This is a genomic window from Paenibacillus sp. CFBP13512, from assembly GCF_005233705.1.
Classification (GTDB): domain Bacteria; phylum Bacillota; class Bacilli; order Paenibacillales; family Paenibacillaceae; genus Saccharibacillus; species Saccharibacillus nuruki.
Window position 1 is genome coordinate 301,228 of record NZ_QGAD01000005.1, and the last position, 12,945, is coordinate 314,172.

Consider the following 12,945-nt stretch of genomic DNA (forward strand, 5'->3'; position numbering starts at 1 on the left):
TGCAACCTGATACCAAATTAGGTGATAAAAGGTTAATACTCGGGAGGTAACAACAATGGATAAGAAAATCGTAGGTGTATTTAATACAGAACAAGAAGCTTCTAATGCAATTGAACAATTAAAAGGTCAAGGATTTTCTACAGATGAAATTTCTGTAATTACCAAAGACCGTGAAGAATTACGTAATATTACAGAAGAAACAGATACCAAAGCACCAGAAGGTGTAGCAACAGGAGCGACTACAGGCGGAGTACTTGGCGGAACAGCAGGCTTGTTAGCAGGTCTTGGTGCGCTAGCTATACCGGGTATTGGCCCAATTCTAGCAGCAGGACCGATTGCAGCGACGATTACTGGTGCAGCTGTAGGTGCTGGAGCAGGTGGATTGTTGGGCGGACTGATCGGTATGGGTATACCGGAAGAGGAAGCTACTGAATACGAAGGTTATGTGAATAATGGTAAAATTCTTGTACTTGTAGAAGATGATGACCGTTATGACAATGTATACGGTGTATTCCGTAATAACCGTACATTGAATGAGACTCGTTATCGTACACAAGCAGACCGTCAAGCTACGCTAGACCAGTCTACAACAAAGCAAGATCAACCGGTGGGACGTACAGAAGAAGATCCGAATGCGTCTAAAGTTCACAAAGAAATAGATAAAGACAGTCTTAACGATGATAGTCAAGGATCAGACAACAAATTGACTTCATATTCTAATGGCGGTTACGGCGTATAATTGATTTTTCCTAAATCATATAAAGAAACATTCAAAAGCTTATCTTTGGTCAGATTTTCTGCCAGAGATAGGCTTTTCGTCATTATTCTACTAGATTCGCTACAGTAATTGCCAAAAAAACGTGCATTAGGTTATAAATGCCCTGTTAGATTATCGCTAGAAGAGGTATACTGACAGTGAAAGGGTATGTATTATGTTCCCTTTACTTTATCAATGAGGAGGTTATAATCATGGACGTACAGGATAAACTGACTCAGCCCACATCTGGTTCTGCAAAGGACAAAAAAAGAAATCGTCGTAAATGGATCAACAAGTTACGTAACGAACTTCGTCTTCCAGGTGCACCATCACCATCGCCTAGAAATGAATCACAACGCATGCCAACACCAACAATGTCTAACACTGCAAGCTGGGGTTGTGGATCACGTTTGACTTCATAAGACCGACTTATGAAGAACTATTGAATATTCCCTCAGGAGTAACATTATGACAAAAAAACCTAGATTAAGAGAAATCGAGATTTTGCGTGGTATGGCTTTTGCCGCTGTCGTGCTTCAGCATTCGATTGCTCATTTTTCTGTAGTCCCAGAATTGAAAATGGAGGATGGGGCTCGGCTTACTTTATTGCTATTAGCGGCCAAATTTGCAGTACCGGCCTTTATTTTCATCACAGGGCTGGTGCTTTTTTATAACTATGAAGGCAAAATCAATTATGTATCGTTTGTTCGCAAACGATTTAAAGACATTATTGTGCCTTATCTGTTATGGTCAGTTATTTATTCGTTTATGTTAGGTATTTACAATAATCCACCGTGGGAATGGATCACGACCATGATTCGCTTCTGGCTCACAGGTAAATCAAGTTATCACTTATGGTATATTGTGATGATTATTCCGATGTATCTGTTATTTCCGCCGCTACGTATAGGTGTAAGAAAAACGATAGCATGGATTAATGGACAACGTCATCGTGCATGGATATTGATGATCGGGTTAGTTGTAGGATATGAACTTATTTTATTTGCAAGACCTTATATTACCGATACAGCCACCATGTTAAATATTCCGATTCTTAGTGCATATTTTACAACCTATGCTGATCGTAATGTGATCTATTATTTGTTTTATTTTTTATTAGGTGCTTTAGCTGGACTACATATCAATGTGTTCCTGGATATCCTAAAACGGGTGAAATTTCCTGTGATAGTGATATGCGGGTTGTTTGCGGTGTATTATACAGGGCTGGTCTTAGGGCATTTTCCTCCAGAAGCTCCATTTGGTAGACGGTTTATCGCATTAACTTTATTACAACCTGCCATGGGACTGTTCCTGATTGCATTTTTATTGCTGATCTATATTATAGCTTTGAGTATCCTATCTAGTGGTGGTACGTATCATCGACAATTATGGATTACACTAAGTCGATATTCATATGGTGGTTATTTGGCACATGCTTTGATGTTAAGAATAAGTTATATCATAGAAGAGTCATTATTAGCAGGAATGAATATTACAGTAAGAATGATCATCGTATGGATAATTACGCTCGTATTATCGGTATTCGTTACTTATGTGATCTCACATATTCCTTACGGACACTGGCTAACAGGCATGTCATTACGTAAAAAGAATCCAGTTAAATTATAGTAAATCAAAAGAAGCAGACATCCGATTACAACCGATGTCTGCTTTTTTAAGTTCTTATTTGTTATCCTTAAAAGAATAGAATGTATAAGGCTAAAGAGTGTCAAAGTTGAAATCAAATGGTTAAGAAGTTTATAGTGTATTTACGGAATGAATATTCATTCCGCTGATATCACTCAAAGATTAGCTGATGAATGTAGAGCAAAATAGAGCTAGACCACACAGGATAGAAAGGAGTGAATACGATGGAAGCAACACTTCACAAGCAAGATTTAATCTTATCGGCTGCACTTCAATTATTTGCTGATCGTGGATTCGATGGTACGACAGTACCGGTTATTGCCGAAGCCGCCAAAGTAGGAGCAGGCACGATTTATCGTTATTTTGAAAATAAAGAAGCACTGGTAAATGTATTATTTGAGCAAGGGACGTTATCACTCACAGAAGCGACAGTAGGTCAATTGTATCAAAATGGTGAAGATGTACGCACACAGTTCAGGCGTTTATTTTATGGCATGGAACACTTCGCCAAACAAGATATCAATCATCTGCACTTTATTGTCACACATGCACAAGGATGGTATTTGACAGATGCTAACAAACAATTATTTGAACAGTTACAACATGGACTTTATGCCTTTTGTGATTATGGCATTGAGCAACAGATGATTCGTCCATTGGCATCACCTGTATTAATAGCGATCGTATTTGGTGCTTTCAAAGAATTGTATAATGCAGTACGTCTGGGCGGTGTAATACTGTCCGCAGAATTGATAGAGCAAGTGGAAGAATGTTGCTGGAACGCGATAGAGCAGAAGAAATAAGGAGGAATCATAATGACCACCTATACAGATATTCCACAACCGAAAAAAGTAGGCTTACTCGGTAATTTACCCTTGATCGATGCTGAAGCTCCGTTGCAATCGATTGTAAAGTTATCTTATCAATATGGACCGATTTTTCGAATGGAGTTGCCCGGAAGAGAGCAAGTTTACCTTTCCGGACACAAATTAGTACAGGAAGCATGTGACGAATCTCGATTTGATAAAAATGTATGGGCACCTCTGCAAAATGTCCGTCCATTTACAGGCGATGGATTATTTACAAGTTGGACGCATGAACCCAATTGGAAAAAAGCGCACCATATTTTGTTGCCAAGCTTTAGCCAGCGAGCGATGCAAGGGTATCAGAAGATGATGGTCGATATTGCTACTCAATTAGTTCAGAAATGGGCACGATTGAATCCAGACGAAAGTGTAAATGTACCTGAAGATATGACCCGCCTGACACTGGATACGATTGGATTATGTGGTTTTAATTATCGCTTTAATAGCTTCTATCGTGATCAACCTCATCCATTTATCGTAAGTATGACTCGTGCATTAGATGAAGCGATGAGTCAATTGCAACGACTAGGTATTCAAGATAAATTAATGATTACGAAAAAACGCCAGTACAAGCATGATATTGAGCATATGTTCTCTACTGTTGATAAAATTATTGCTGAACGCCGCGAAGGATTGACCGAAGGCAAGGACGATCTGTTATCTCATATGCTTAACGGCAAAGACCCTGAGACGGGCGAGACATTAGATGATGAAAATATTCGCTATCAGATGATTACCTTCCTTATTGCTGGACATGAGACAACCAGTGGATTGCTATCATTTGCGATATATTATTTGCTTAAAAATAAAGACAAACTGCAAAAGGCATATGAAGAAGTAGATCGTGTATTAGTGGATCCATTGCCATCGTATAAGCAAGTCAGACAGTTAGATTATATACGAATGATCTTAAATGAAGCATTGCGTCTGTGGCCAACAGCGCCTGCCTTTTCACTATATGCCAAAGAAGATACGGTTTTGGATGGTCAATATCATTTGAATAAAGGTGATGCGGTCAGTGTATTGATTCCTAAGTTGCATCGGGATACTGAAGCATGGGGTGAAGATGTAGAAGAATTCCGTCCTGAACGATTTGAAGATGATAGTAAAGTTCCTCATCATGCGTACAAACCGTTTGGTAATGGGCAACGTGCCTGTATCGGTCAACAGTTTGCTTTGCATGAAGCGACATTAGTATTAGGAATGGTGTTGAAACATTTTGAGATTATTGATCATACCGATTATCAGCTCAAAATCAAAGAAACGCTAACCCTCAAACCGGACAATTTTACAATGAAAGTGAAAGTACGCAAAAATCCAACAGCTGTCGCTGTTATGGAAGAAAGTCAGCAAGAGCAAGAAAAAGCGCAAAAAATCGAAGCTGATCCCAAATTAGCAGGTCATAATACCCCATTATTGGTATTGTACGGTTCTAATCTAGGCACAGCTGAAGGGATTGCACGTGAACTAGCAGAAACCGGTCATTATCTTGGTTTCCATAGTGAAGTCGGAACACTGGATCAATACGCAGCCAAACTACCAACCGAAGGTGCTGTACTAATCGTTACGGCTTCGTATAATGGCAATCCGCCAGATAATGCGAAGTACTTTGTGGACTGGTTGCAAGGAGCTGAAGCAAGCGCATTACAAGGTGTGAAATATGCTGTATTCGGTTGCGGAGATCATAACTGGGCAAGCACCTATCAGAAAATACCTCATTGGGTAGATCAACGATTGACTGAACTGGGAGCACAGCGTCTTTATGAGCAAGGTGAAGGCGATGCAAGTGATGATTTTGAAAAGCAATTAGATGATTGGAAAGAGCAATTATGGCCGCAATTGATGGGAGCATTCGATCTTAATTATGCGGGTGGTGACAAGAAAGAACACAGCAATCTATCGGTTAGTTTTGTTAGTGGGATGGTAGGTACACCACTCGCTGAGACCTATGATGCGTTCCATTCCGAGATTCTAGACAATCGTGAATTGCAACATCATGATAGCGGTCGTAGCACACGACATATTGAAGTGTCTTTGCCTGCCGAAGCATCCTATCGTGAAGGTGATCATTTAGGCATATTGCCACAGAATCCAGCCAGTCTGATTAAGCGAGTGACCGATCGTTTTCATTTGAAATTATCAGATCATCTATTGCTTAAAGGTAGTGGACGCAGTGCGGCTCATTTGCCATTAGAACGTCCAGTAAGCTTGCCTGACTTATTAGGACACAGCGTCGAATTACAAGATGCTGCTACACGTGCACAGATTCGAGAAGTGGCTGCTTATACTGTATGTCCACCACATCGTAAAGAACTAGAAGCATTATTAGATGAAGAAAAATACAAAACAGAAGTACTCGCTAAACGAATCACTATGCTGGATCTAATCGAACAATATGAAGCTTGCGAAATTCCATTCGACCGTTTCTTGGAATTATTGCCACCACTCAAACCACGTTACTATTCAATCTCAAGTTCGCCTAAAGTTCATTCCGATCGAATCAGTATTACGGTAAGTGTTGTACGTGGAGCTGCGCGTAGTGGCAAAGGAGAATATCGTGGTATTGCTTCTAATTATCTTGCGGAACAAGCCATCGGTTCATCTATCGTTATGTTTATTCGTAGACCGCAATCAGGCTTCCAATTACCTGACGATCCAGCAACACCAATGATTATGGTAGGACCGGGTACAGGTGTAGCTCCTTTCCGCGGTTTTTTACAAGCCAGAGAAGTATTACAACAAGAAGGCAAAGCACTGGGACAAGCTCATCTATACTTTGGTTGCCGTCATCCAGAACACGACTTTTTGTATCGTGAAGAATTAGAACAATATGCACATAAAGGAATTGTGACATTGCATACTGCTTTTTCTCGTGAAAAAGAAGAAGTCAAAGTATATGTTCAACATCAAATGAAGAAAGATGCTCCTATGCTAATCGAACTGATAGATCAAGGTGCTCATTTCTATATCTGTGGAGATGGAACGAAGATGGCTCCAGATGTAGAGCAAACTTTACGAGAAGCGTATCAAGAAGTACATGGAGCAAGTGAAGAACAATCCGTACAATGGCTAGACGACTTACTCAGCAAAGGTCAATATGCTAAAGATGTATGGACAGGGATCTAAAAAGTAGAACCAAGAATCTCAAAATAATCGTTAAACTACCTTCAAACAGAACACCTTCAAGATTTTATTCAGTTCTTTTATAATTGAGCTGGATTGAATATTTGAAGGTGTTTTTCTTTATTCATTATTAAATTTAATGACATGAAAAATTCGAAACAGTTAATAGAAGGATATAACCATCACAAAATGGCTAGAACCGACGAGGGATAGCCGGAAATGAGCAACTCATTTAAACAGAACGTATATGAGTACAGAAATATATAATAATTATTTCAAAATATGAAAAATTCATAATAGAAAACCGAAAATCACGTATCAATGGCTATATTCCAACACCACGATCTCTAGTTATGTCATTAAAGACTGCTTAACTTTTCAAACCAGTGAAAATTTCATATAATAGAACATGGACAGATGTTCTGATGGGATAACCCTTTGGATAACGGGTCACACACCAGTATGCAGAAGGGGGACGAGAAAATGGCGTTTATGATTGCACAACGAGCCTTTATCAAATTGTATCTGATTTCTATGGTTGAAGAACATCACGGATATGGATATGAGATGCTTGAAGAGATGAAAGCACGATTTGAGTCGTTTGGTTATTCTCCTCCACAGAGCGAAATTTATCGAGCTTTGCACGAATTGGTGCATGATGGTGTACTTTATCGGACGAAGCAATTAAAGGGTAATGATCCCAAAGTCGATTTTCAGGAGATTGTTATTTATCATTTTACAGATGATGGGCATGAGAAAGCGAATCTGTATAAGAAACAAGTGAAGGTCGATCTGGACCGATGTATCGGAATGCTCACCAAAGCCGCCACAGACAATTACAAATAACTACAAATGGGTATATAGTGTAGAAATGAGTTAAACTCCTTGCCGGAAAGTTAAAATCATTTAATTTAAAACGAAGGGAAGGAATACAATCATGACTGAACGTAAATTAAAGTGGGGCATTATGAGCACCGCAGGGATTGCTGTAAGCGCCGTCATCCCTTCTATTCATGAATCGTTACGTAATGAAACATTGGCGATTGCGAGTCGTTCGTTAGAACTGGCGCAAGTAGTAGCCGAACAGTGCAATATTCCAAGAGCCTATGGTAGCTATGAAGAGTTATTAGCTGATCCTGATATTGATGCCGTGTATATTCCATTGCCGAATCATTTGCACAAAGAATGGACGATCAAATCAGCAGAAGCTGGCAAACATGTATTATGTGAAAAGCCTGCGGCACTGGATGCGCAAGAAGCGGCTGAAATGGTGGACGTATGTCGTAGATCAGGGGTGTTATTTGCCGAAGGATTTATGTATCGTTACCATCCGAAGCATGCACGTGTCAGAGATATTATTGAATCCGGCGAGATTGGTACCATTCGTTCGATGCATGGACGATTTACATCTAACAATGCAGAAGATATTGATAACGTAAGATATCGCCGTGAAATGGGTGGCGGCTCATTATATGATCTGGGTGTCTATCCTGTATCTGCTGCACGTATGTATTTCGGGTCTGAACCTGTAGCTGTAACCGTACAAGGATTCTTTTCTTCTAAACATGATCATGTCGATATGATGGCATCCGGTCTGATTGAATTTCCAGGTTCGGCTTCATTAACCTTTGAATGTGGAATGTGGGCATATCCGAGCTGTGCTCTAGAAATTGTAGGTACCAAAGGGCGTATTAAATTACCATATGCTTTTGGACGCAATGACAGTGAAGATGAGCCTCAAGTCGTCATCTATACTGATGAAGGCAAGCGCGGAGAAAATGTACAAGTGGCTAATCACTTTGCTCTTCAAGTCGATGCTTTTGCCGCAGCTGTAATTGATGGAACTCCATTACCTTATAGCCCGGAAGATGCAATCCGCAATACCAAAGTCATCGCCGCATGTCTAGAATCCGCCAAACGCGGAGAAAAAATCCGCCTTGTCTAGCGTTTGGCAGTAAAAATGCGACATCTTCTAGTAAAACCAAAAATGATTTTTGCAAAGCAAAATATCTTACGTAAGCGTTTGGCAGTAAAAACGCGACATCATCTAGTAAAATCAAAAATGATTTTTGCGAAGTGAATATCTGATATTCTATCCTACTATAAGAAAAGGGGAATTTGTTCATGTCTAATCTTACTAGCGCTTCCGAACAATCTTATCAAGGAGAACCTGCTATTGTACTTACTTATGCAGGGCAAGAAGCGATTGTATTGCCAGCAATAGGAGCGAATCTGATTGCTTATCGTGATAATGAAAAAGGATATCGCTTTTTACGTGAACCAAAAGAAAACGAAATGGATGCTTTTCGAGCAAATCCAGGTGTAAATGGGATTCCCGTTCTTTTTCCACCGAATCGTTATGAAGATGGAACATTTACATGGAATGGTAAAACGTACACATTCCCGATTAATGAAGTTGAAACGCATAATCATTTACATGGATTTCTGCATACGATTCCTTGGAATGTGGATGTATATGAAGCTAATGCACAATCAAGTTCAGTCTTACTTAGTGTAAGTGTCGATGAGCATCATGAAGTATATAAATATTTCCCGCATTTGTTTACAGTGAAATTAAAATATACATTGTCGGCAGAAGGGTTGTTGCAACAAATTCAAATTCGTAATGATGGTGCAGAAGATATGCCAGTTATGCTTGCTTTCCATACTGCATTAAATGCTCCGTTTGCACCGGATAGTAAGTCAGAAGATATGTCTTTCAAAGCAACGATCGGTGAGCGTTATCAAATGACAGAGCGTATGTTACCGACAGGTGAATTCCAACCGTTATCAGCGTGGGAAGAACAATTCCAAAATGATGGAGCGAATCCCTCAGGCGAAGAAGCAGATAACCATTATACAGCTGTACCACAACGTGGACGTAACTTTACAGAAATCACAGATACTCGTCTAGGTGTGAAATTAGTCTATGATGTTGGAACGGCTTATAAGCATTGGATGATCTGGAACAATATCGCATGCGGCGAATTTATTTGCCCTGAGCCACAGACCAATCTAGTCAATGCACCTAATGTGGATCTTCCAGATGATGAAAAAGGACTATTCCGTCTGGAGCAAGGCGAAATTTGGGAAGAAAGTTCCCGTTTGTACACCATCGAGAGTTAAGATAATACTACAATTCTTTGTCGCTTAAAGAATAAAAAAATGCTCAACAATAAAGAAATATCCAAAAACGCTATCGTCAACAAGATAGCGTTTTTTTACTGTTTATATGAATTTACATAGAGTTGATATTCAAAGGGTTTAGAATTCACAAATGATCGGTATAGTGAATATGGTTGTTGATACATATATTTTATAATTTATAAAAAAAGGGGATTTACAAACAAATGAAACAAACAATGAAAAAAATGATCGCAATTGCAGCTCTGGCTGGAATTACTTTGACAAGTGGAGTGGCGCAGACTGCACTTGCACAAGACGATGTGAACACAGAAGTGAATCAACCGGCTAAAGTGAAAAATGTTATTTTTCTAATTGGCGATGGCATGGGGCCTTCTTATATGACCGCTTATCGCTATTTCAAAGATAACCCTGCAACCAAAGCAGTAGAAAAAACAGCATTCGATGCATATCTTGTAGGTGCACAGACAACATACCCTGATGATGATTCTGAAAATATTACAGATTCAGCTTCAGCGGCAACAGCGATGTCTGGTGGTGTCAAAACATACAATGCAGCAATAGCGGTTGATAATGACAAATCCAACGTCAAAACAGTACTAGAACAAGCGAAAGAAAACGGCAAGTCAACAGGTCTTGTTGCAACTTCTGAAATTACTCATGCGACACCAGCGGCTTTTGGTGCTCATGATCCGAGTCGTAAAAATATGGCAGGGATTGCAGACGATTATTTTGATGAGATGATCAACGGTAAGCATAAAGTAGATGTATTGCTTGGCGGAGGTAAAGACTATTTCGTACGTAAAGATCGCAATTTGACAGAAGAATTTAAAAAAGCAGGTTATTCTTATGTGACAGATCGCAATGGTCTATTGAACAATAATAGTAATCAATTGTTAGGGTTGTTCGCTCCAGGTGGATTGGATAAAGCCATTGACCGTACAAGTAAAACTCCTTCTTTACAAGAAATGACGAGTGCAGCAATCAAACGTCTAGATCAAAATGACAAAGGATTCTTCTTAATGGTAGAAGGAAGTCAGATTGATTGGGCAGGTCATGATAATGATGTTGTCGGAGCGATGAGCGAAATGGGCGATTTTGAAAAAGCGTATCAAACGGCTATCGACTTTGCGAAAAAAGATGGCGAAACTTTAGTGGTAGCGACAGCAGATCACTCTACAGGTGGAATGACTCTGGGTGCTGGTGGCGAGTATAATTTCAAAGTAGAATCGTTAAAAGCAGCTAAACGCACACCTGATTTTATGGCAAATGAAATTGCTAAAGGTGCAAATGTGAAAAGTACACTGAGAAAATATATCTCTATCCCTTTAACAGCAACTGAAATTCAATCGGTACAAAAAGCAGTTGTGAAAAAAGATGTAACTACGATTGATAATGCGATTGAGAAGATTTTTGATACACGTTCCTTTACAGGTTGGACAACAGGCGGACACACAGGTGAAGATGTGCCTGTGTATGCTTTTGGCCCACAAAAAGAACAATTTGCAGGTCTGATCGATAATACAGACAATGCTCGAATTATCTTCTCTTTGTTAAAACAATAATTCATTTAATACATTGAAATACAAGAACAAGCTTTACAACTGCCTGATGCGAACAAAGCATCATTCTAAGGTAGAAGTAAAGCTTGTTTTTTTACGTTTTGCTAATATAAATATAGTCATATTCACTAAAAAAACTAAATCGTAATTATTTTGTTTAAATAGGTTGACAAGAGGAATAGCATAGGAGTAAAGTTATTCAGGTGGTATTCGTAAAAATTACGATAAGAACGGAAAGAATGGAAGGAGCGCTATATCTTGTTATTAGCTTCGATGCAAGACGTTATTTTTGGATATGATCGTGAACCGGTAGTGAATCGGTTGTCGATGGAAATATATAGTAATGAATTTTTGGCTTTAAGTGGCCCCAATGGTGCTGCCAAAACCACTTCACTCAAGTTATTGCTTGGTATATTGAAACCTTGGAGTGGACAAGTACAGATTAAGCGTAATGAAAAAGGATCCAAACCTGTGATCGGTTATGTCCCACAACAAGTATCCTCATTTAATAGCGGTTTCCCGAGTACGGTCTATGAATTAGTTCGTTCCGGTTGTCATATGAATCTTGGATTATTTAGACGTTTTGGTGCTCAGCAAGCGCAGTTAGTTCAGTCATCTCTTGAAGCTGTAGGCATGTGGGAACTTCGTGATCGTAAGATCGGGGAATTATCTGGTGGTCAGAAGCAACGTGTCTGTATCGCACGTGCGCTTGCCCAAGAACCTGATGTGCTTATTCTAGATGAGCCTACAACAGGAATGGACTTGGAAAGCCGTAAAGGATTTTATGAATTAATGCGTCATCATGTACAAAAGCATGGACGTACAGTAGTTATGGTTACACACGGACTTGAAGAAGCAGAACCGTATTTGGATCGTATTATTCGTTTGGAGAGAGAGGAGGGTGGAGGATGGGCATGTTTGACTACGAGTTCATGCAGCGCGCGTTTTGGGCCGGAGGAATGATTGCTGTCATCGCTCCACTGCTTGGCGTATATCTGGTTTTGCGTAGACAGGTATTAATGGCTGATACGCTTTCTCACGTATCTCTAGCAGGTGTAGCGATCGGTGCTGTACTTGGTTTTAATCCGTCTATTGGCGGATTTATTGTTGCCTTATTAGGAGCATTGATTATCGAACGACTCAGACGGAACTTCCGTGGTTATGGTGAAGTATCGGTCGCTGTTATTATGACCGGTGGTCTGGCGCTTGCGCTGGTATTGATGAGTATGAGTTCATCACTAACCCGTAGCTTTAGCTCTTATTTATTTGGTTCTATTGTTGCGGTCAGTAGCACCCAGTTATGGATTATCGGAACCGTATTTGCACTGGTTATTATTTACTGGGTCACGATGAGAAGACCACTGTACAATCTGACTTTTGATGAAGAAACCGCTCAGATCGGTGGAACGCATGTACGCTGGTTATCGCAGACGTTTGCAGTATTAACAGGAATGACAGTAGCTGCGGCAATGCCAATTGTAGGAGTGTTATTAGTCTCTGCATTGATGGCTTTACCTGCGGCATTAGCTCTTCGCTTTGCCAAAGGATTTACTTCGGCGCTAGTGATTGCTGTAGCTATTGGTCTGATCGGTATGTTTGGAGGATTAACCACTTCGTATTATGTGAACACGCCTCCAGGAGCAACAGTGGCTCTATTATTGCTAACATTCTTATTAGTAGGCATGGGTATCCAACGTATCTATTATCGTCTGAATCGTAACAAAAACGATGGATATGCGCCGGATATTGATAGTCGTCGATTCTGGCAACGTCAAAATCGTAGTGAACAAAACAGCAAAGTCAAAACACAAGTTTTGAATAAAAGATAAAGCTTCATCAACATCTA

The 12,945-nt window shown here is 39.8% G+C and carries 11 protein-coding genes; all 11 read left to right on the plus strand.

The window, feature by feature from the left end; genetic code table 11:
• Window positions 1–55: 55 nt before the first annotated feature.
• The 11 genes from PaeCFBP13512_RS10090 to PaeCFBP13512_RS10140 all read left to right on the plus strand — a co-directional run bounded on the left by PaeCFBP13512_RS10090 (window position 56) and on the right by PaeCFBP13512_RS10140 (window position 12,928).
• Entirely contained in the window at window positions 56–739 is a 684-nt protein-coding gene (locus tag PaeCFBP13512_RS10090) for a general stress protein (RefSeq protein ID WP_137222826.1), read from the plus strand.
• Window positions 740–969: 230 nt separating this feature from the next.
• Window positions 970–1,179, plus strand: a complete 210-nt coding sequence (locus PaeCFBP13512_RS10095; protein ID WP_069325890.1) for a hypothetical protein — start codon at window positions 970–972, stop codon at window positions 1,177–1,179.
• Between the two features lie 46 nt (window positions 1,180–1,225).
• Entirely contained in the window at window positions 1,226–2,386 is a 1,161-nt protein-coding gene (locus PaeCFBP13512_RS10100; protein ID WP_137222828.1) for an acyltransferase, read from the plus strand.
• 242 nt (window positions 2,387–2,628) lie between these two features.
• Window positions 2,629–3,207 (plus strand): TetR/AcrR family transcriptional regulator, encoded by a 579-nt coding sequence (locus tag PaeCFBP13512_RS10105; protein WP_137222830.1) that lies wholly within the window; start codon window positions 2,629–2,631, stop codon window positions 3,205–3,207.
• A gap of 12 nt (window positions 3,208–3,219) precedes the next feature.
• Window positions 3,220–6,396 carry a bifunctional cytochrome P450/NADPH--P450 reductase gene (locus PaeCFBP13512_RS10110; protein WP_137222832.1) on the plus strand — a complete coding sequence of 1,059 codons (3,177 nt, stop codon included), beginning with the start codon at window positions 3,220–3,222 and terminating at the stop codon, window positions 6,394–6,396.
• Window positions 6,397–6,876: 480 nt separating this feature from the next.
• Complete coding sequence (locus PaeCFBP13512_RS10115; RefSeq protein ID WP_069325894.1) at window positions 6,877–7,239, plus strand: helix-turn-helix transcriptional regulator; 363 nt, start codon at window positions 6,877–6,879, stop codon at window positions 7,237–7,239.
• A gap of 91 nt (window positions 7,240–7,330) precedes the next feature.
• Entirely contained in the window at window positions 7,331–8,338 is a 1,008-nt protein-coding gene (locus PaeCFBP13512_RS10120; protein ID WP_069325895.1) for a Gfo/Idh/MocA family protein, read from the plus strand.
• A 179-nt stretch (window positions 8,339–8,517) separates the two neighbouring features.
• Window positions 8,518–9,519: an aldose 1-epimerase gene (locus tag PaeCFBP13512_RS10125; RefSeq protein WP_137222834.1), complete on the plus strand. Its 1,002-nt coding sequence runs from the start codon at window positions 8,518–8,520 to the stop codon at window positions 9,517–9,519.
• A gap of 224 nt (window positions 9,520–9,743) precedes the next feature.
• Entirely contained in the window at window positions 9,744–11,102 is a 1,359-nt protein-coding gene (locus tag PaeCFBP13512_RS10130) for an alkaline phosphatase (RefSeq protein WP_137222837.1), read from the plus strand.
• Window positions 11,103–11,357: 255 nt separating this feature from the next.
• Window positions 11,358–12,062 carry a metal ABC transporter ATP-binding protein gene (locus PaeCFBP13512_RS10135; RefSeq protein WP_069325898.1) on the plus strand — a complete coding sequence of 235 codons (705 nt, stop codon included), beginning with the start codon at window positions 11,358–11,360 and terminating at the stop codon, window positions 12,060–12,062.
• Window positions 12,008–12,928 carry a metal ABC transporter permease gene (locus PaeCFBP13512_RS10140; RefSeq protein ID WP_069325899.1) on the plus strand — a complete coding sequence of 307 codons (921 nt, stop codon included), beginning with the start codon at window positions 12,008–12,010 and terminating at the stop codon, window positions 12,926–12,928. Before PaeCFBP13512_RS10135 ends, PaeCFBP13512_RS10140 begins: the two co-directional genes overlap by 55 nt.
• Window positions 12,929–12,945: the final 17 nt, after the last annotated feature.

What these genes read in the sequence shown, in the direction of transcription:
- PaeCFBP13512_RS10090 (WP_137222826.1), top strand. Translation starts at nt 56, where the DNA reads ATGGATAAGAAAATCGTAGGTGTATTTAATACAGAACAAGAAGCTTCT.
- PaeCFBP13512_RS10140 (WP_069325899.1), top strand. Translation starts at nt 12,008, where the DNA reads ATGGGCATGTTTGACTACGAGTTCATGCAGCGCGCGTTTTGGGCCGGA.
- PaeCFBP13512_RS10115 (WP_069325894.1), top strand. Translation starts at nt 6,877, where the DNA reads ATGGCGTTTATGATTGCACAACGAGCCTTTATCAAATTGTATCTGATT.
- PaeCFBP13512_RS10095 (WP_069325890.1), top strand. Translation starts at nt 970, where the DNA reads ATGGACGTACAGGATAAACTGACTCAGCCCACATCTGGTTCTGCAAAG.
- PaeCFBP13512_RS10130 (WP_137222837.1), top strand. Translation starts at nt 9,744, where the DNA reads ATGAAACAAACAATGAAAAAAATGATCGCAATTGCAGCTCTGGCTGGA.
- PaeCFBP13512_RS10100 (WP_137222828.1), top strand. Translation starts at nt 1,226, where the DNA reads ATGACAAAAAAACCTAGATTAAGAGAAATCGAGATTTTGCGTGGTATG.
- PaeCFBP13512_RS10110 (WP_137222832.1), top strand. Translation starts at nt 3,220, where the DNA reads ATGACCACCTATACAGATATTCCACAACCGAAAAAAGTAGGCTTACTC.
- PaeCFBP13512_RS10125 (WP_137222834.1), top strand. Translation starts at nt 8,518, where the DNA reads ATGTCTAATCTTACTAGCGCTTCCGAACAATCTTATCAAGGAGAACCT.
- PaeCFBP13512_RS10120 (WP_069325895.1), top strand. Translation starts at nt 7,331, where the DNA reads ATGACTGAACGTAAATTAAAGTGGGGCATTATGAGCACCGCAGGGATT.
- PaeCFBP13512_RS10105 (WP_137222830.1), top strand. Translation starts at nt 2,629, where the DNA reads ATGGAAGCAACACTTCACAAGCAAGATTTAATCTTATCGGCTGCACTT.